The 18,604-nt window shown below is 61.1% G+C and carries 21 protein-coding genes and 2 pseudogenes; 13 read left to right on the top strand and 10 right to left on the bottom strand.

Annotation, left to right across the window (positions count from 1 at the left end; genetic code table 11):
• Nucleotides 1–109: 109 nt before the first annotated feature.
• Nucleotides 110–205: a nicotinate-nucleotide--dimethylbenzimidazole phosphoribosyltransferase gene (locus HNQ08_RS14515; RefSeq protein ID WP_229790060.1), complete on the top strand. Its 96-nt coding sequence runs from the start codon at nt 110–112 to the stop codon at nt 203–205.
• Nucleotides 206–323: 118 nt separating this feature from the next.
• Here HNQ08_RS14515 and HNQ08_RS14510 read toward each other — a convergent pair whose 3' ends face one another.
• The 4 genes from HNQ08_RS14510 to HNQ08_RS14495 form a co-directional block, all read right to left on the bottom strand.
• Complete coding sequence (locus HNQ08_RS14510; protein ID WP_221284206.1) at nt 324–2,081, bottom strand: ABC transporter ATP-binding protein; 1,758 nt, start codon at nt 2,079–2,081, stop codon at nt 324–326.
• A 434-nt stretch (nt 2,082–2,515) separates the two neighbouring features.
• On the bottom strand, nt 2,516–3,409 hold the full coding sequence (locus tag HNQ08_RS14505; RefSeq protein ID WP_184133535.1) for a manganese ABC transporter substrate-binding protein MntC: 894 nt from the start codon (nt 3,407–3,409) through the stop codon (nt 2,516–2,518).
• Nucleotides 3,406–3,651, bottom strand: a complete 246-nt coding sequence (gene rpmB / locus HNQ08_RS14500; protein ID WP_184133527.1) for a 50S ribosomal protein L28 — start codon at nt 3,649–3,651, stop codon at nt 3,406–3,408. The genes HNQ08_RS14505 and rpmB overlap by 4 nt, the downstream gene beginning before the upstream one ends.
• Nucleotides 3,652–3,697: 46 nt before the next feature.
• Nucleotides 3,698–4,756, bottom strand: a complete 1,059-nt coding sequence (locus tag HNQ08_RS14495) for a CobW family GTP-binding protein (RefSeq protein ID WP_184133525.1) — start codon at nt 4,754–4,756, stop codon at nt 3,698–3,700.
• 488 nt (nt 4,757–5,244) lie between these two features.
• On the opposite strand from HNQ08_RS14495, the gene HNQ08_RS14490 reads away from it, so the two are divergent.
• From HNQ08_RS14490 to HNQ08_RS14465, 7 genes are all read left to right on the top strand, one after another.
• The gene (locus HNQ08_RS14490) at nt 5,245–5,451 is read left to right on the top strand and encodes a hypothetical protein (RefSeq protein WP_184133523.1); all 207 of its coding nucleotides are present in this window, start codon (nt 5,245–5,247) and stop codon (nt 5,449–5,451) included.
• A 595-nt stretch (nt 5,452–6,046) separates the two neighbouring features.
• On the top strand, nt 6,047–6,592 hold the full coding sequence (locus HNQ08_RS14485) for a TetR/AcrR family transcriptional regulator (RefSeq protein WP_184133521.1): 546 nt from the start codon (nt 6,047–6,049) through the stop codon (nt 6,590–6,592).
• A 79-nt stretch (nt 6,593–6,671) separates the two neighbouring features.
• Nucleotides 6,672–7,346: an HAD hydrolase-like protein gene (locus HNQ08_RS14480; protein WP_229790061.1), complete on the top strand. Its 675-nt coding sequence runs from the start codon at nt 6,672–6,674 to the stop codon at nt 7,344–7,346.
• Between the two features lie 517 nt (nt 7,347–7,863).
• Nucleotides 7,864–8,148 carry a DDE-type integrase/transposase/recombinase gene (locus tag HNQ08_RS28260; protein ID WP_425321351.1) on the top strand — a complete coding sequence of 95 codons (285 nt, stop codon included), beginning with the start codon at nt 7,864–7,866 and terminating at the stop codon, nt 8,146–8,148.
• A gap of 161 nt (nt 8,149–8,309) precedes the next feature.
• The gene (locus HNQ08_RS14470; RefSeq protein WP_229790062.1) at nt 8,310–9,260 is read left to right on the top strand and encodes an SDR family NAD(P)-dependent oxidoreductase; all 951 of its coding nucleotides are present in this window, start codon (nt 8,310–8,312) and stop codon (nt 9,258–9,260) included.
• A 270-nt stretch (nt 9,261–9,530) separates the two neighbouring features.
• Nucleotides 9,531–9,653, top strand: coding sequence for a hypothetical protein (locus HNQ08_RS27930; protein ID WP_268240014.1), 123 nt, complete (start codon nt 9,531–9,533; stop codon nt 9,651–9,653).
• Between the two features lie 42 nt (nt 9,654–9,695).
• A complete protein-coding gene (locus HNQ08_RS14465) occupies nt 9,696–9,971 on the top strand; it encodes a hypothetical protein (protein ID WP_184133515.1) in 276 nt (91 codons plus the stop codon).
• 471 nt (nt 9,972–10,442) lie between these two features.
• Here HNQ08_RS14465 and HNQ08_RS14460 read toward each other — a convergent pair whose 3' ends face one another.
• Both HNQ08_RS14460 and HNQ08_RS14455 read right to left on the bottom strand, forming a co-directional pair.
• Entirely contained in the window at nt 10,443–11,513 is a 1,071-nt protein-coding gene (locus HNQ08_RS14460) for a flavin monoamine oxidase family protein (protein WP_184133512.1), read from the bottom strand.
• 150 nt (nt 11,514–11,663) lie between these two features.
• The gene (locus tag HNQ08_RS14455; protein ID WP_184133510.1) at nt 11,664–11,846 is read right to left on the bottom strand and encodes a hypothetical protein; all 183 of its coding nucleotides are present in this window, start codon (nt 11,844–11,846) and stop codon (nt 11,664–11,666) included.
• A 167-nt stretch (nt 11,847–12,013) separates the two neighbouring features.
• Between HNQ08_RS14455 and HNQ08_RS14450 the strand changes: the two genes are divergently transcribed.
• The gene (locus tag HNQ08_RS14450) at nt 12,014–12,631 is read left to right on the top strand and encodes a dihydrofolate reductase family protein (protein ID WP_184133508.1); all 618 of its coding nucleotides are present in this window, start codon (nt 12,014–12,016) and stop codon (nt 12,629–12,631) included.
• Between the two features lie 374 nt (nt 12,632–13,005).
• Here the strand turns inward: HNQ08_RS14450 and HNQ08_RS14445 are convergent, their stop codons facing one another.
• The gene (locus HNQ08_RS14445; RefSeq protein WP_184133506.1) at nt 13,006–13,212 is read right to left on the bottom strand and encodes a DDE-type integrase/transposase/recombinase; all 207 of its coding nucleotides are present in this window, start codon (nt 13,210–13,212) and stop codon (nt 13,006–13,008) included.
• A gap of 272 nt (nt 13,213–13,484) precedes the next feature.
• Between HNQ08_RS14445 and HNQ08_RS14440 the strand changes: the two are divergent.
• Nucleotides 13,485–14,130, top strand: a pseudogene (locus tag HNQ08_RS14440) (DDE-type integrase/transposase/recombinase).
• A 140-nt stretch (nt 14,131–14,270) separates the two neighbouring features.
• Here the strand turns inward: HNQ08_RS14440 and HNQ08_RS14435 are convergent.
• Entirely contained in the window at nt 14,271–15,074 is an 804-nt protein-coding gene (locus HNQ08_RS14435; protein ID WP_221284203.1) for a hypothetical protein, read from the bottom strand.
• Nucleotides 15,075–15,147: 73 nt separating this feature from the next.
• Here HNQ08_RS14435 and HNQ08_RS27455 point away from each other — a divergent pair.
• The 3 genes and pseudogenes from HNQ08_RS27455 to HNQ08_RS14425 all read left to right on the top strand — a co-directional run.
• Nucleotides 15,148–15,415: pseudogene (locus HNQ08_RS27455) on the top strand (IS6 family transposase); the annotation flags it as partial.
• A gap of 450 nt (nt 15,416–15,865) precedes the next feature.
• Entirely contained in the window at nt 15,866–16,774 is a 909-nt protein-coding gene (locus HNQ08_RS14430; protein ID WP_184133502.1) for a multicopper oxidase family protein, read from the top strand.
• Between the two features lie 51 nt (nt 16,775–16,825).
• Entirely contained in the window at nt 16,826–17,188 is a 363-nt protein-coding gene (locus HNQ08_RS14425) for a plastocyanin/azurin family copper-binding protein (protein WP_184133492.1), read from the top strand.
• Nucleotides 17,189–17,298: 110 nt separating this feature from the next.
• Here HNQ08_RS14425 and HNQ08_RS14420 read toward each other — a convergent pair whose 3' ends face one another.
• Both HNQ08_RS14420 and HNQ08_RS14415 read right to left on the bottom strand, forming a co-directional pair.
• The gene (locus HNQ08_RS14420; protein ID WP_184133490.1) at nt 17,299–17,682 is read right to left on the bottom strand and encodes a hypothetical protein; all 384 of its coding nucleotides are present in this window, start codon (nt 17,680–17,682) and stop codon (nt 17,299–17,301) included.
• A gap of 291 nt (nt 17,683–17,973) precedes the next feature.
• On the bottom strand, nt 17,974–18,471 hold the full coding sequence (locus tag HNQ08_RS14415) for a hypothetical protein (protein WP_184133488.1): 498 nt from the start codon (nt 18,469–18,471) through the stop codon (nt 17,974–17,976).
• Nucleotides 18,472–18,604 lie beyond the last annotated feature (133 nt).

Raw genomic sequence — 18,604 nt, 5'->3', positions numbered from 1 at the left:
TGTGGTGCAGTCGCGCGGTTAGAACTTCGAGACGGTCGTCAGGTCACCCGTATCCTCTACCAACGAATACGCTCGGAGTTGTTCCAGCTTGCTGGGCCTGTGGGCCCAGTTGACCAAACCCACCGGGGCGCTGAGCGACCTGGAAGAACTGGCCGCGCGGCTGGCGGGTATCTTCAACAGCGACGCCTCTCTCCACTGCCCTTAGACCAAAGAACCAAACCGCAGCTCTGCTCCTCTGGCAAGAAGCAATCCAGCAGGCGGCTTGAATCTCAAGCCGCCTCCTTCGCTACTCCGGCCTGCCGGGCTTAAATTGCCATAATTCTTTAAGCGACTTGAGCCTCATGCAATCCCGCGTAGATGCCGCCCTGCGCCAGCAATGCCCCGTGTGTCCCAGCCTCCGCGATGCAGCCGCCATCTACCACTACGATCAGGTCGGCCCCCCGGATGGTGGCGAGCCGGTGGGCAATCACCAGGGTGGTGCGCCCCCGCGACAGTTCGGTCAGCGACGCCTGAATCGCCCGCTCGGTGGCGGTGTCCAACGCCGAGGTCGCCTCATCCAGAATCAGGATGGGAGGGTTTTTCAGAAACATACGTGCAATTGCCAGACGCTGCTTCTGCCCGCCCGAGAGCTTCACACCGCGTTCTCCGACCACAGTGTCCAGCCCCTGTGGCAAACCGGCAATCACCTCATCAAGTCTCGCGCGGTGGGCCGCCTCCAAAATCTCGGCCTCGGACGCGCCCAGTCGCCCGTAGGCGATATTCTCGCGCAAGGTACCGCCAAACAGGAAGACATCCTGCTGCACACTGCCGAGCTGTTCACGCAGACTGACAAGCTTCAGGTCACGGATGTCCTGGCCATCAACCAGGATGCGGCCCCCTGTCACGTCATAGAAGCGCGGCAGCAGCGCACACAGCGTGGTCTTGCCTGCCCCCGACGGCCCTACGAAGGCGACCGTCATGCCTGCGCGGATGCTCAGATTGATGTCCCGCAGAACCGGTCGGCCGTCTGCGTAACTGAAGGCAACGTCCTCAAAACGGATATCGCCGCGCAGGGCAGGGGTATCCACGGCATGCACCCGATCCTGCACCTCGGGGTCAGTATCGAGAAGCTCTACGTAGCGCCGGAACCCCGCCATGCCCTTGGGATAGGTCTCGATGACCGAGTTGATCTTTTCGATAGGCCGGAAAAAGACGTTAATGAGCAACAGGAAGCCCACAAAACCCCCTGTGCTCAGGTCACCGCGTAGTACAAAATACGCCCCCGCCACCAGTACCACCAGATTGGTGACACGCATGCTCAGATAGCTGAGCGTTGTGCTCATCGCCATGATGCGGTAGGCGCCTAACTTTGCCTGCCGGTATTGCTCGTTACTGTGGGCGAACAGGCGGCGCTCATGCTCCTCGTTGGCAAAAGCCTGCACCACGCGGATGCCGCCCACATTCTCCTCAATGCGCACATTGAATTCGCCCACGGAACGGAAGATGGCCTGCCAGGTCTGCGTCATGCGGGTGCCGAAACGCCCGGTCAGCCACAGCACGAACGGCACCACCACTGCGGTGATGGCTGCCAATGTTGGATGCACGCTGAACATCAACAGCAGGGCGCCCACCAGCGTCATGACCGCGATGAAAAGGTCCTCGGGACCGTGGTGGGCCACCTCCCCGATCTCCTCCAAGTCCTTGGTCAGGCGGCCCACCAGTTGCCCAGTCTTGATGTTGTCGAAGTAACGGAAAGACAGCCGCTGTACGTGACTGAAGGCCTTGCGCCGCATCTCGGTTTCGATGTTGATGCCCAGCATGTGGCCCCAGTAGTTCACCACCGCCATCAGTGCGGCGGTCAGCAGGTAGATGGCCAGCAGGGCCAGCCCAGCCAGCACGATCAGGTTCCACTGCCCTGTCGGTAGCAGGCGGTCAATGAATGCCTGGATGGCCACTGGAAAACCCAGTTCCAGCAGTCCAGCCAACACCGCGCAGCCAAAGTCAAGCAGAAAGAGACGGCGATGTGGCCGATAGTAGGCCAGAAAACGTCGGATCAATGAGGAAGCGAAAGGAGCAGCGGGAGGACGAGAAAGGGCGGTCATGCCTCACGAGTATAAACCCGACTAAATTGGTCAGGATCTTGAGCCTGCAGTTCGGGAGATCGTCTTCTGATGGGCTAGGCACGGCAGGGGTCTCCCCAGGCAGAACGCCCCTGTAAACGAAAGGACGCGTCGCTCACTATTGCCTGTTTAAAGCGTACATCGCTGGCCTGATTGGCCCGGCAATAAACCACGTGCGTGAATGAGACCTGCAGGTTGTGGGAGGGAAGGTGTTGCCTTCTCTTGATTCTAGGCAGGAAAGGCGCAGGGGCACCATGCCTACGAGTGAAATTGATTGGATCTGTGCCGTTGATGCTCTGCGCCAACCTTCGCCATCAAGCCAGTCCGCCTCCTGCCCCTCAAGAAATGGATGCGGGGCAGGATCGATGGTGGAACCCAGACCTACGTGAATCAGCCTGAAGAATGAAGGGCGAGGGTCACTTCAGTTCTTTGATCATTTGATCCAAATTGAAGCGGAAGGCTTTCAGAAAGGTCTCGCCCGAGCTGCCGCGTGGCCCCAGCGCGTCGGTGTATAGCGGCGGGGCGATCCGCGCGCCGGTTTCTTTCGCCAGCGCCTGGGCAAGGCGGGTGTCGACCGTGTTCTCGGTGAAGATCACCTTTGCGCCGCTCTGCTTGACCGTCGTGATCAACGTCGCCAGCTCACGGGCGCTCGGCTCACGCTCGGTACTCAGGCCAGGAATCACTGCGCCCACCAGTTTCAGGCCGTAACGGGCGGCGAAATAATTCAGGGCATCGTGGTTGGTCACGATCTGATGTTTGCTGGCAGGCAGCGTGGCGAACTGCCTTTTCGCGTAGACATCAGCTTCGCTCAGCTTTTTAAGGTACGTCGTTGTGTTGCTGACATAGTCTGCCTTACCCGCTGGATCGAGGGTGCTGAGGGTGGCCTGAATGTTCCTGACATAGCCTGCCGCCAGCCCAAGATCCCACCACGCGTGGGGATCAAAGTCGCTGTGTTCCTCTCTAACATGGTCCTCGCCCTCTTCCTCATCCCCCTCGCGCAGCTTGAGGCCACTGGTCAGGGTGCGGGCAGGCACCGACGGCGCAGAGGCCCGCACCTGCGGCAACCACGGCTCCAGCCCTGCTCCATTGATGAACAGCACCCGGCTCCCGACCAGTCTCCGGATCACGCTGGCCGAGGGTTGAAAGGTATGTGGATCGACTCCAGTGGGAACAATTTCGTTGATGCTCATGCGCTCTCCGCCCACATTCCGCACCAGATCGGACAGGATACTGTTGGACACGCTGACTTGCAGGGAGGCCGCCTGGGCGCTTCCGAGACCCAGCAGGCTGGTCAGGATCAGGCCCTTCACATCAATTCCACTTGAGGAAAGCCACCGCGCACCAGGGTGCGCAAGGCGTGGGCGCTGAGCCAGACCGTCTTGGTCACGCCGTGCTCGCGGATGGTGCGTTTTTGCAGGTTGGCCTTCTGCACCCGCCTGCTGACACCGGTGACCTTGCGGCCCACGCCGCCCGCCGCCCGCGCCCTGCCACGACGGATCACACGGTTGACCACCAGATTCTTCTTGCCTGTCAGATAACATTCACGGCTCATTAGAAACTCCTTTGTAGAGAAGCGGAGAAGGAAAGGACGGTGGAGGTCAGTGCGAAATGGCCCTCTCCAGCAGCCGGTCAAGCTCGGCTCCGTCCAGATCACGTCCGATAAACACGATCTCGCTAAACGCCCCTGCCGGGTCATGCCACTCGCCGGCGCCTTCCAGAGCCAGTTGCCGCCCAGTGTGATTCCACAGCGTAGCCAGACCGTCGCCCAGATTGACCCAGCCCTTACTGCGAATCACGTTTCGGGGCAAACCGCCCATCAGCACACGCTGAAGGGCCGCCGAATCAAAGGGTTGAGCGGCGCGGTAAATATGGGTACCCAGGCCGCAGGTCTCGCTTTCGGGTGTGTGTTTCTTTTCCAGCTCGGCCATCCAGGCGTCCATCTGGCTGGCCTGATCAAAGTCAAACAGCTCCACGTCCAGCACGTCTTCCACAGCCACCTGACCCTGCTGGGCGGCCAGCAGGCGGGCGCGCGGATTGGTGATACCTACCAGTTCGCGGAGTCGCTGCACATCGTCGGATGCGGCCAGATCGGTTTTATTCAAGACCACGATGTCGGCGAATTCGAGCTGTTCGGCCAGTAACTCTCCGAAGCCCCGCCCAAAATCGTCGCCGGGAATGTTGTCCTGCCGGTTCCAGAGGCCAAAGAACTGGGCGCTGTCCACCACCGTGATCATGGCGTCCACATGCACCCGTCCCAGCAGATTGGGAATGGCTGCCTGACCGGGCTCAGACTCGATCTCCAGTTCTTCTGGCGTCAGGCAAAAGCTCTGGGCGATGGGCAGCGGCTCACCAATACCGGTGGATTCAATCAAGATGGCGTTGAGTTCGCGGGTCTCAAGCAGCTCTTCCACGGCCAGCAGCAGATCGCCGCGCAGCGTGCAGCAGATACAGCCATTAGACAGCTCAATCGTTTGCTCGTCGGTCTTGACCACCAGACTGGCATCGATGTTGACCGCGCCAAATTCGTTGACGATCACAGCGATCCTGCGCCCGCCAGAATGGCGGATCAGGTGGTTGAGCAGCGTGGTCTTGCCCGCCCCCAGAAAACCACACAACACGGTGACGGGAATGGACGGTAGGTCTTGGGACTGCTTCATGGATGGGTCCTTATTGGAATGGATAAACACTGCGGGCACAGGCCGTGCAGGATGAGTTCGTAGGCATCCATCTGGAACGGTACGGTCAGCAACTGGAACTGGAATAGGTTGGAAGGCAGGTCATAGGCCACCTGGCATCAGCGGCACAGAAAATGCGGGTGATCTCCAGCGTGACAGCGCTCGTACTGTGTACCGGTGGGAAGCGCGACTGCCCTGACCTGTCCCTCGACCATGAGTGTTTGAAGACGCGGTAAACGGTGGCGATGCCCAAGCAGGACGCTCGGCAGCCGCTTGCGTCCACACTTTCTCGGCCTTGAGTGGGCCAGGAGCATGCTCAAGAACCGCCCAAATCCGGTCGCGCGAAAGGCTCCGGCGCTGTGGGGTTTTCAAGGTGGACATCAGTGGCAGTGCCCTCCTTCACCGGAAAGAAGGCCGCGTGCGGGCTTTTGAGGTGCAGTCGCCCGGACCGTCCGCAGATCCACTTCACAATGGCCCTGCTGAGCTGCGACTTCTGGGCTTGCGTGCGGGCCACCGATGGCGTGGATCCTTCCTCTAAGTGGCACGACGGCGAGGAGTTCGCCGAGAGAAACCGTCTGTGTCAGATTGGAAGCAAAGGCGACGCCGGGCGGGTCAGCGGCAAACTGTATACCCTCACCACGGTCAAGGACAGCTGTTCTCAGTCGGGGCAGAAGTGAGACAGAGTGACCGATCAGAAATACGATTTGTACCAGCTCGCCCTGTTCCGGGTAAGCATGGTCAACCGCGCTGATGTCCTTCACAGTTTCGGCCATATTGAGAACGATATATCAATATCAATTCACAATCTAGCCTTGCCATGGAGAGAAGCAATATGCAGCGAGTAACAAACTGGAAGGTTGTGCTGCCTTAATTGGATCGGGGTAGGCTGATCCGGGGTGATCGACACCAAACCCTACCGTCACCAATCCCCGGTGAGCACCATCGGGTACGCAAATTGGCTCTCCAAGCGTTCCCCACTGAGCGACTGAAATGCCCAAGAATTGCCCTACCAACGCGGCATAGAGATCAGTCACGAAACCATCGGCGCGTGGTGTATGAAGTTCGCTCCCGGATTGGCTGGAGACCTGCACCACATGTGCTCATGCTCACTGCTCCGGCGGTTGTGACAAGTTGTTGGGGCAGGGTGACGCGGCGCCGAGTGATCAGAAGCGCCCCATCAGCTTATGAAGCCGAGCCTGTACCGTGATCAATGAGAGCAAGCTTCCTGGGGCCAGGCGCTGGGTCACGCGCGCGCTAGGATTGGCGGCACAGATGAGTGGAAGTCGTTCACGAGGTCGTCCCCGGAGTCCGCTGGCCGACACCCGGATTCTAGAGGCGGCGTGCGCCCTGGTGCTGGAACGCGGCCTTGATGCGGTAGGGATGGAGGACGTGGCCGTCAGGGCCTGCGTATCGAAAACGACCCTATACCGCCGGTATCCCGACAAGCTCGCGCTGACGACGGCACTGATCGACCACGTTCTGTCAGGCGTGCCCGAGCCCGTCACGTCAGGGCAGGATCCGATCCGGGCATTATTGGGGGCGGCAGCAACGTATTACGGCAGTGTTGGCGGGCGTGTGGCGCTCGCGCTGTTGCCTGCTGCCCGGCGCGAACCGATACGGTCGCTCGCAGTCGGGTTAACAGCGCCGAAGGTGATTGCAGAGCAGTCCCGCATCCTGGCCGCTGCGCCCGGCATTGACGCTGAGGCGGTGATCAATCTTGCGCTAGGGGCGGTGGTGTTCTATGTGGAACGGCATGGTCGACCGCCGGAGGACGTGATGTTGGATCGCTGGGCGCGTGCCTTACATGATTCGGGGTGAGGCCATGCTGGTCATGAACGCTGGAGTCCACGCAATTTGGCAGATGTGCACTCGCGCTAATTACGATACGCTTCCGTCCATGAAAACAATGACGCGTGGAGGACACGGTAACGCACCCCACATCAGCCACGTCGCCTTCGACTTCGACGGCACACTTGCAGACTCTCCTCGCGTGGTGGTGAACCTGTACAACGAGGTGGCCCAGCGGCGCGGCTACGAGGCGCTGACCACCGAATCCTACGCGCGTCTGCGGTTTCTCTCAGTCCGTGAACGGAGCCGGGCCATGGGCATCCCTGCATCTCATATGCCCGGCATGATGCTGGAGGTCATCCGCGCATACCGAGCCGTGACCTCTCACATCAAACTGCATTCAGGCGTTCCAGAACTGCTCCAGCAACTGACGGAACGAGGCGTCCACGCCTTCATCGTGTCCACGAATAGCGAGGACAATATCCGCGCCGTCCTTCACAACAATGGATTGGAGCGCTGCGTGGCCCGCGTCTATGCCAGCCACCACCTGTTTGGCAAGGCGCTACTGCTCCGACGATTGATGCGGGATACGGGCATTGCGCCTTCACGCCTCGCCCACGTCGGTGATGAGGAACGCGACGTAATCGCAGCGCAGAAGGTAAAAGCGGCAGCCGTCGCAGTGACCTGGGGCATTGACCCCCTGGAACGGCTTCAGGCCTCAACTCCCGATCACATCGCCCTTACGCCTCAAGACATCGTTCGCTTTGTCGCGCCCAGGGACTGACGTCTCACCAGGGGAACGCAGCTGCCTTTCTGACTTCCGGGTTCTGGCAGCGAACGTGGTGTGGGCCAATGTTCCTGGCGGGCAGCCTGCACTTCTAGCCGTTTACTACACGCCCCCCCAGAACGGGGCCAGGCGGTCGTGATGAGGCGTCGCCTTGCGACAGGAACGGCGGTTCAGCTGTGCTGGTGAGGGCCTGACTTCGAGCAACCTGCTGGAGTCTGGGGAGGTGCCCAGCGGCATTGGCGTCACCCGACTCCGCACTCAAACTCGTGACCTGAATGGAAGTCGGCTCCTACAGGTCTTTTTCTGCGATCAAGACACACCTGAGCCGCCTTCTCAGGATAACTTGCAGACCGACCTGCGATTTGCGTTTCCTACGGTTGTGGCAAGGCGTTGGGATAGGGTGATGCGGTGTCCAGCGGTACAAGGCTTCCCGGGCACCGGTTTCCCCTCGTCGTGATCGGCTCTCCCATCGCTTTACCCTGAGTGACCGGGATGCAGAAGAACTGCTGCTGGAGTGGGCAACCAGCGTCACGCGCGAATCTATCCAAAACTGGTGCATCAGGTGCAGAGGTCTCTTCGCTCAGGGCGTACGCCAGCGGGAAGGGACGCCGGGTTTCCCGTTGACACCTGGACGTTACGGTACGTGGCTGTCGGTGGGGTAGGGCACTGGCTGTGGCGAGCCGTGGATGAACGCAGAACCGTACTGGACGTCTTCTTGCCGGAACATCGAGAGACCGAGGCAGCCAGCGCCTTCTTCCCCCACCTCTGGGGGAAGGGCGCGCGATCTGGCCTGATTTAAGGAAGCTGTTACGAAAGGCAAAGTAGCGATAGGCTTCGTCGGTCCTTGCAGGACTCCCTTTCGTTCAAGACTGTGGAATGGATAGCCTCTCTCCCCTCCGGCTTTACACAGTCCACCTCAAATCACAGCGTAAAATCGCCCCCATTCTGGAGGCACTGACCTTGACTCTTGGGGCGACCGTAGCCCTCAAGTTCCTTAAGGCGTCGCGCTCAGGGCCAGGCGAAGCCCTTTCCGGGAAGGTTGTGGTGGTCACGGGAGCGTCCCGTGGGATCGGCCGAGCCGTGGCACTGGAGTGCGCGCAGCGGGGCGCGCGGGTCGTCCTGGCCGCACGCCACAAGGAAACCCTCCAGGGCGTCGCCGATGAGGTGCGTCAGCTTGGGGGTGAAGCTACGGTGGCCGTGACAGACGTGACTGACCCAGCCCAAGTGCAGCGGCTGGTGAACACGGCCGTGGCCACCTACGGCCGCCTGGACGTGATGATGAACCATGCGGGCACGTGGTTCATAGATACGGTCGAGCACAGTGATCCCCAGCGCACCCGGAATCTGATCGAACTGAACGTCATGGGCGTCCTGCACGGTGTTCAGGCTGCACTGCCCGTGATGCGCCTTCAGGGCTTCGGTCACATCATCAACACGTCCTCCATCGAGGGGCGTGTCGGTTTTCCGTTCACCGGTGTGTACGCGGGCACGAAAGCGTTCGTGGAACTCCTGACGCAGGCTCTGCGTCAGGAACTCATGTACGTGGAACGTACAGGCATCCGGGTGAGCGTGCTGCTCCCGGTGACAACCCGAACCCCGATCTTCGATCATGTCGACAACGTGAAGGAGGGCGGTCAAGGGGCGCACATGGTCAGGCCTGTGCAGGAGGCCACGCAGGTCGCTCGGGCCGTGGTTGACGCGATGGAACACTACCGTCCAGTGATCTACCCGCTTGCTCCATCCAAGGGGCTCGTCATGCTGTACGACCTGCTCCCCAAACTGACCGGCCAGCTCATGACGCTCGCGCGGGTGGACCGGCATGTCTCCCCCCTCAGCCACCGGCAGCGGGGCAGCCACCGGGAGGAGCGCCCGATCTTGCCGGTGGTGAAAGGCGGAACCCGTCACGACTGAGAGTTGGGGGGGCGCTCTGAGCGAGCGAGATTCAGGCGCTATTTACCGCTCGCATTCTGAGCTGTGTTTCTCCCTTATGACCGCCCCATACAGCAGAGACCCTGTTAGGAAAGAGGAGCAAGTGCGCCCCTTCCCTGGTGGCCCGACATGCAAACCCATCCATGTGGCTCATGATCAGGCCGCCCTTGCAGGCGGATATGGGCGTCACCTGGACAGTGTCTGCCTGCCCAAGGTGGGATCGGTGCTACCTACCACGGTGCGAACGGGCAGATGCTGCTGGCCCACCGCCCTTGGCCAGTGGTGATGCGCGTGCTGAACGATCCCAAGGCATCTGGCCTGGACACCGATGAGGTTGAGTACGCAGCGCTGATCCTCGAAACGGTCTTTCAGTAGGGCGTCGCCACCTTTGAGGATTGGGAATCGCAAGTCTGGTCGATGGCTGCTCCGATACGGAATCACAACGGCGAAGCGATCGCGGCGGGGGCGTTCACCCTGCCAGCGGCATGGGCTCTAGAAGGCCAGGTGGTGCTGTGCAGCGCGGTGCAGGAGACGTGCCGACGCATCTCCTACCGGACCGGGTACAGCGAGAGCCTCGCCCAGGAACACCGCTTGATCTGGATGTCGGTTGACGGTCAGGTCCGACTTCAGGCCAAATCCCAGCGTGAGCGCGGCCCACGCGTTGATTGCAGTGTTCTGGCAACCCTACTGTGACGGCGTCAGCAGGCGCCCTGAGGGACGACTTTCTGCCAAGATTGACACGCCACAGTTTGTCGCGGCGTCGGAGGGAAGCAGGGACGTCGTCCGGAGATGGCAATGAAAATTCGAGACTTTGGTGCGCAGAATGGACGCTCATGAGGACGTCTGCCCGCTGCTCGCTGGAGTAGTTGCAGCGCACGGTAGAGGCCACCTGAAGGCGTGCAGTATGGGGAGTTCACGCAGGGCCGCACCGTCGCTCCAGAGGTTGATCCTGTGAACAGTTGCTGGGACGCGGTCCTCCCCAGCAGAGGAGCAAAGAAAGATCTGGCTGCACCGGTGTCGCGGAGTTCATGAAAAGCGCCAGGGTCTCTCCATGCCCTCAACGCTGAGGCTGGCGATCCACGTCAAGTGCTTGGCCGAGCGCGGCATTGATCAACAGGCAGCACGCTCGAGGCGTCCTCTCCCCTCTGCCTACAGGGAGCCGTGTCAATCCATCAACGTCGCCTGAACCAGGTAGGCCGCGCGCTTTCCGGACCGAACCGCGCCTTCAAGCATCCCCCCATCAACGGCCGAGGTCTCCGTGCCAGCCCAGAAGACCCGGCCTCCAAATGCAGGCTCCTCAAAAGCCTGGTGCCCGTACTGGAAGTCGGCCAGCGGGACGGCGGCGTCCTCTGCGGTACTGGTGTACTTTTCCTGGACCCAATCCATCTCGTGGTAGGTAAGAAACGTCAGCGCCTGTGGCCCGAAGAGGCGGACGAGCTGCTCGATGACCGCCTGCTGACGCTGCTCAAGCGTCTGGTTACGCCAGTAGGGCCCGCCTGACAAGAAGCCGAAGAGCGCCACCAGTTGCCCATCCGGCGAGGAGACATCATGAATCTCCTCGAGTGGCCCGCGCCCGCTGAGCGCGAAACCAGACAGGCCCTGGTCCCGCCAGAAAGCCTCCCGGTACCTCACGAACACTTTTGAAGCGTGCCCCATCCAGGTGGGCATGTCCAGAAGCGTTTGCCGGAACTGCGGTGACAGATCGGGCTGGAAGTTCAGCGTGCCTGCCACCAGGCGCGGTGGCAGGGTCACGATGACGGCGCGCGCGCTGAACGTCTCGCATGCCTGGATGGACCGCTGAACACGAACCTCGACCCCGTCCGCCGCCACTTCTATCGCGGTCGCAGGTGCGTTCAGCACGATGCTTCCTGCTGGCAAACGCGCGGCCAGTTGGTGACTCATGGCCTGTGCACCGTCATAAAACCGGGCCGCACCGGTCATGGGCGAGGGCTCAGCGAGCCGCTCAACCCCCCGCGGTCCCAGGTCGAGGAGGCCGTCGCCCTCTACATACTGGGCAAATCGCGCCACACCGAGCTCTTCAGCGAGTCGCCGGGCCTCGGTGTGATGAGGGCGGGTCCAGGCACCACCCAGATCGGTCCAGGCGCTGGTCTCGGCCGGCATGCGGACAGAATGGGTGCGTCCCCCGACGCGGTCGCGGGCTTCAAGCACAAGGACGTTCAGGTGAGCGCGAGTCAGGAGATCGGCGGCCACCAGGCCGGAAAGGCCTGCGCCCACAATGAGCACATCCTGGCGTCTCGCAGAGCACATCACCTGAAGATGACAGATTCCCTGCCTGACAGGGTGAGCTTCCCCGCGCTCCGCCGTGTTTCCTTTGCGCAAGTGACGTCTTGAAAAAGTCATCCAGACCTCTGGCTGGCCCCGGTCCTAGCTCAGGATTTCCAGGCGCCCTGCCGGGTCTTCCGTAAAACCATTGCTCCGTTCTGGCGTCCCCCATTCACTGAGCCGGAAGTGGCGGAGCGTCTCGCCCGTCTCAATCATCCACAAGCGGCACAGGTCATACAGCGCATGGTGGCTCAGGCCGACTGCTAGATCAGGTTGGTGTTTCAAATGTTTTCAACGTCCCAGGGAACGTTTCCCTCGTTATGAACTTTGTGGAAACCCAGGTGATGTGAATTCGGTACCGAGATCTACGCCAGGGAATCGGGTTGGGTACTGGCAAGCCTTGATCCAACTTCTTTTCCATATTACGCTTGAGGCATAACAAAGGAGACACGGTGCGCAAACTCATAGTCGGCAATCTCGTCACGCTGGACGGCTACTACGAGGGCAAAGACCGCAAGTTGGACGCTATTTTTGACCACCTTCACCGAGACTATGCAGGGGATCAGCATTTTGATGAGTACATGGCAGAGCGGATGAGGGCGGCAGATACGTTGCTCTACAACGGACACCGCAATTTTCTGGACAATATGCGGTACTGGACGGGCGTACCGCTTGATCCAGGTGCCAGCGCTGTGCGGCGCGAGATGGCCGGGTTACAAGCGCAGACGGAAAAACTGGTGGTGTCGGATCACCTTACCCCTGAAGAGCTCTCACCCTGGGATGAGACCCACATCGTCCGTGTAGCAGACGCCGTGCAGGAGGTGGCGGCCCTTAAAGCTCTGAAGGGCCGGGAGATCTTCATGTTTGCGGGCCGCACGCTCTGGAACCATCTGCTGACCCATGATCTGATTGACGAACTGCACCTCGTCATCTTCCCGCTCATTGCTGGCGAGGGCACGCCGCTGTTCGTGGATAGGCCTGCAGTGTCGCTGAAACTGCTCAGCTCACGCACCTGGCAGGGCTCGGGCAACATCCTGGCTTGTTATGAAGTCAGCCGCACAAAAGAGTGAGACTGCACCGCCTGAACCAAGCGGTGACCGTCTGGCTCAACATGTCTATCCGACATGATTAGAACCCGATTTCGCTTCCTTGGGTTCAAGCTGTCATTGGTCTGAGCGGTTGTGGCAGGTTGTTCCCTCTGAAGAAGGTAAGAGAGCCTCAGGAACGCGAGCGGCCTCAAGTTCGAGCCGCCTGTTGCACGACCTGTTGCCTGGGCTTGAAGGCTGTCTCCTGGTAAAAACGGCGATAAGGGGCAGGGACGGTGAAGCGAGGGGGTTGGTGAAGGTTCGAGACTCGGGCATGTAGGGCGAGGAATCCTGGGCTCATGGGCGTGACCTGAGCTCCCCTGTTGCCGAACGCGGCGCCGTGTCGGTCGGTGGACTGCTCAATGGGGTTGTTGCAACGGGCGGTCGAGACGACCCCCCCGTGCTCCACCTCGTGGAGCACGGGGGAAGTTCCGGAGCGCTGTACCGTAGCTCCGAAGTTTGTCCGTATGGACATCCCCTGGCACGTCGTACTCGCTCAGCAGTCGCCCGAAGAACGATCTGGCGACCTCGGTGTTGCGATCTTCTTGCAGGAAGACGTGCAGCACAGCTCCGCGCTCCAGGGCGGCCCGCTACAGCCAGTGCGTGAGGCTACCCACATCCACGCGCCGTAAAGTCGAAGATGCCACCGGGAATCCCGCCCCTGTTCCCGGTGGCGGAGGCTTTGAGCAAAGAGATTACTGAACTTGATGCACCAGGCCCGAATGGATTCGCGAGTGACGGCAACCTCCCTCTCCAGGGTTGCGGCAAGTTAACGGCCGTCGGCTGATCGTCCGTAACAGACCGCAAGCCCTACCGACACCGTTTTCCGCTCAGAGGCATCCAACACGCTCTCTGGCTCTCCCAGCGATTTCCCTGAGCGAGCGTGGTGCTGCACAGCGCAACAAGATCATCAGTCACGAAACCTTCGCCAATGGAACAACAAGTTCGCGCCGCCCCTTACCGAAGAGCTCCGCTACTGTGAGGGGCGCCTCTGTTCCCGGTGGTGGCTGAACGAGGTGTGCACCCGGAATAGTGGCAAGAAACACTGGTGACGGCAGGCCGTCGATGACACTGGCACGGCGCTCGCCATTCTTTTGCAAACCCACCGGAACACCATGCCGCCAGGACCTTCTTTGAACGCCTCTTGATCAATGACGACGTGCCAGACGTCCTTCACACGGACAAGCTCTGACGTGACGGAGCCGCCATTCGAGAACTTCCCGTATGCCAGGCTGTGGAGCACACCCAGGTCCTCTCGACGGCCCATTGCAACAACCCCTTGCTCAATCGCATCGCCCGACTCGGGAACAGGAGCGAAGTGGGCTGGGCTTCAAGAAACAGCCACGAACGCAGGAATTTCTGGTCCTGCCTGCGTTTCGAACCTCTAGCAGCACACCCGCACCACGGTCCCTGCGCTCAATCGAAGACTGGACCAGTCCAAGGCTCACCTGGCCTGGCAACACGCCGTTGATGCTGCGGTCTGAAGTTCAGACCGCCACTGGAGAGATTCGTCCTGATCCATGTTCAATTGCCAGTACCATCCCGGCAATTCGAGCCGCTGGCAACAGGTAGGCAAGGACATTGGCGCACATCTAGGACCGTTCTCGACTTTCTGCTCCAGGCCTCACTTCCCCACAGCAGGCAGGCGGATCAGGGCCTGTTTGGCCAGTCCCAGTGCGACATCTCGGCGTGCCTCGAAGGTGGCGTCCACTTTCCCAAGATTGACAGCCATTAACATTCGCCCCCGGACGACGCGAATACTCACACTCTCGCCCTGTTCTGAGACGAATGCATCGTCCCCCAGCCCTTTGAGTTTCCTGATGTTCGTCAGTTTCCGTTCGCGGGCCATTTCCAGATCACTGGTCAGCGCCGCACGGGCAGTGCTCGGCGAGTCAAAGAATGCCGTTTCAACCAGCGTGCGGACCTGCTCCAGATTCGGCGTACCAGGGCCGGAAGGCGAGGGAATCCGATACGAGCAGCTGCGCCCTCCAACGCCTTCCAACGGTTTTTCGAGCGGGCGGCCGTCCGCTATGGGCGCAAAGATCGGCTGGACCACTGGCACCGACATCAGTTGACACAGGTGAAAGCTGGGAACCGCTGGTGCTCCGCTGGCTACCGGCAGGAGCGACAGCAGTAAAGCGGCTGAGAACAGTCGAGAGCGGCGAAACTTGGCTTGTGGACAAGTGAAGTTGGGGATGGGATTCATCAGTGCCTCCTGAACCAACCGTAGGGGTCTGAGCATGGCTAGAGAATGTTGCGTAGAAATCAAGAACCCGCACCCCAGGCCGCTTAAAGTTGCAAAGACTTCCCATAGGGCGACCATAAGAGGAACAAAAGGGACGCTTAGGCTTTGCTGCGCTGTTGCGTCCGCTGCGGTTGTGGCAAGTTGCTGGGGCAGGGTGAGGCAATGCTGAGCGGCAAGGAGCATCCTAGCTACCGATTCCTCTCGCCCTGATCAGCGACGCGGTCTGGATGTAGCACCGCTTTACCCTCAGTCACGGCGATGTCTGGAGAGGGGCGACATGCTGGAGGTGATCCACCCGACAAACTCTGGAGTTATGGTGCGGCCCTGCGCGAGCTTCCCGTGCTCCGCTTTGTGGAGCACGTCCAGATGGTTTCCACGGCTCGCTTTAACAACCCCACCGCCCGACCCGTCGGCAGGAACCTCAGCAGCGAGAACTGGGATCACAACGACGGGCGCAAGGCTTTTTTGAGCTGCACGCCCGCCTGGAAAACCTTCACCACCCCGCCCGCTCGACCGCCCCCGCTCCCATCAACAAGCTGCGTTCAAGTTATGGCAAGAGACGGTGCAGCAGGTGGCCCGAAGTTCAGTCTACCCGCCTTTCCAAGGCCTCCTACGCTCTGCACACCAACAACTGCCATAACCGTCTGCTGCCAAGCCTGACTGACATGACTTCCCGATACCGCTGATGCTGTCCAGGCGTGGCTCGACACGAACAGTGTCCAGGTCTGCCACGAGATCTTTCCGCGAACGGCGCATCAAGTTCAGTCCTTTGTTGTCTGAATACAGAGCCAGCGGGAACCTCGACGAAATTCCTGGTGGCACCTGCACGGGTTCTACACGGCGGTTGAAGGAGTTTGACATTGGCTCTGGCAGGGCCGGCAAGCCCTTCCATGCCAATCAGGCCCGAATCACGCCGGGCCTTATACGTTGCCGTCACGCGCGGCACGCAGCCGTCCTCGCACAAGGAGCCCTCTATGAAACGTTGCCCCCGGATCATCCCTGTTGTCCGTGCCTGCATGCTGGGCACCCTGGTGCTCGGCACCGCTCCCGCGCGGGGTGAGACGCCGGGCCTGTCTGCCCGCACCGATATCGTGCGGCAGTTCCTCACCCGCCCGGAAGGCACCGTGCCCCTGGCCCAGGCCACGCGTGGAACCCACGAATTCACGCTCGAAGTTCACCGCATCCAAACTGAAATCGTGCCCGGCGTACAGGTCGAGCAGTGGGCCTTTGGCTTTCCGGGTCAGCCCGCCAGCGTCCCCGGCCCCGAACTCCGCGTCAAGGTCGGTGAGCGTGTCCAGATCACCCTGGTCAACACACATGATCAGCCCCACGTCCTGCACCTGCACGGCATCACCTCTCTGGCACAGGAAATGGACGGTGTACCCCACCTCAGCCACGAGGTGCGGCCCGGCGGGACCTTCACCTACGAGTTCGTCGCTACCGAGGCAGGTACGCATGCTTACCACTGCCACTTTCAGACCAACGTTCACCTCGACATGGGCATGTACGGGGCGCTGATCGTGGAGGAACCCGACCAAATACCGATCTGGTCAAAGGAACACACCCTGATTCTCGATGAATGGGACAGTCGCCATGACGGGGCGAAGCTGCCCTACACACCCCAGTACGACGCATTTCTCGTGAACGGCAGGGCGCATCCGCTTATCCCGGAGCTTAAGATCCCGTCGGGCGAGACGCATCTGGTACGTTTCATCCACATGGGCGCCCTTCCGCACAGCCTGCATCTGCACGGCACCAGCTTCCTGGTCATCGCCAAGGACGGGCATGATCTGCCTCTCCCCTACCTCGCCGACACACTGCCCATCCTGCCGGGCGAGCGCTACGACGTGCTGGTCAGGGGACGAGACGGAACTTTCCCCTAGCATGATCACAACAGCAACGCCAACACCACCGGGGGCCAGTACCCGGGCGGCATGCACTTTGATGTGGCAGGCAGCCCGGCACTGAAGGCCGATGGCACACCCGCGCCGCAAAGCGCGCACGATCATGCTCATGCGCCTTCCCCAAGCAGTGAGATTGGCACCGCCTCCGCCGTGATCGCCATCTCGAACTTCGAGTTCGCTCCGGAAGCCGTCCGCCTGCGCGCGGGCGGGAGCGTCACCTGGGAAAACCACGACAGCGTCGCGCATCATGTCATCGTGACACTGGACGGAAAGGAGCAACAGCATGCCTTGCCCCCCCATGGACGGGTGACCGTCACCTTCCTCCAGACGGGCCGTTTCACCTACCATTGCTTGCCCCACCCCTTTATGCAAGGAACCGTGGAGGTGGAGTGACGAACGGCAGGTCATGGGAGTTCCGCACTCCCCACTCCCTCTCCCTGCTCCGCGAGGCGGCGGAGCAGGGAGAGGAGTTTTCGCTTCAACCGCTGACTGAGCTGTCCCGGTCAGCGGTTGGCAGCTTTCCAGTCGTTCACGAGTTGGCCCAGCAGGGTCCGGGTGTCTCCTGAGAGCCGTGCCGTAACCTCGGGCTCACGAAGTCTCGCACTGCCGTATTTGACGGCCGACCAGCGGAGCACACTGCTGCTCAGCCAGGTGTTCGGCCCGTCGGCCGATTCATCATCCACGCGCGCTGAAACCCTCGTCTCCGAACCCAGGCCGCCCCCGCCAGGCACCACGCTGACGGACAGCGTGAGCTCCGCACTCGCCTGACGGCACACCTGCTCCTCCGAATATTTTACGCCCCCAGCCCGCAGAAGTGCCCTGGCCTCGGCGTAGAGTCGGTCCGCCAGTCCAGCCAGCCGGATATCGGTGTCGTTTCCGAGTGTCACGGTGATTGTAGGGCTCAGGCAGAGCGTGGCCCCTTTCAGGCCAGGCGCTGGAGCGGCCAGGGCGCCGGATAGCGTTCCCAGGGCCACGGCAATCCACAGACTCCTCAACCGCCCCGGCGGCCAGACGCGGCGCCGCCTTTCCTGCTGCACCGGAGGGAGATCTGCTCGGAGCTCTTCTCTGTGATTCCATCGCCGCGTCGTGCTCTGCATGAGTGTTCTCCTGTCGTGCCCGGGGTAGCGTGCGCGAGGCGAGAACGGCGTCCGAGCCATTCTCACCTCGCCGGGCTGTTCTCAGCGCTTGTAGCGGCCGTAGTGAAGTTCGCTCTGTTCGCCCTTCAGCACCAGCACGTCCTGCCCGTTTGCCTGACGCTCAAAGCGGAAGGTCCAGGTCTCCGGGTTGATTTTGGAGGTGTTCCAACTGTTGCTCGGCGTGCAGGTGTAGCCCTTGTTCACGCCTTCCTGCGGTTGGTAACTGATTGTGTTTCCCTCGATCCTCGCCGTGCCCTTCTCGTAGATGAAGAGTTTCGAGGTGCAATTATAGGTGGTCAGGGTGAGCAGCCGGGTCCGCTCGTAATGACCGTCCGCTGTCAAGGTGAGGATCTCGGAGGCGCCGCTGGCGTCCTGCCATCTGTTCGTCGTGCGGTCGTAATACTCTGTGGAGGACACGGTGCCATAGAGCCAGCTGCCGAGCATGGGGGGCCCAATAGGGGCGCCGGCACGAGTGGCGGAGGCGGCTGAGGCGAAAACGAGGGCGAGGGTCAGAGCGGCTCTGGCAGTCTGCTGAAACATAGGGAACCCCTTTGCGGAGTCGGCGCGCCGACTCCGCATTCCCACACAGGGAAGGTAGGGGGAGCGTAGGTTCTGCGCCCTGATTCCCGCGTGATTGGCCTCCCAGGCCACACAAGCTCTCCAGTCGTCCTGG

The organism is Deinococcus humi, from assembly GCF_014201875.1.
GTDB classification, from domain to species: domain Bacteria; phylum Deinococcota; class Deinococci; order Deinococcales; family Deinococcaceae; genus Deinococcus; species Deinococcus humi.
Note: the sequence above shows the minus strand (reverse complement) of the source record. Positions and strands in the feature narration are given on the sequence as shown.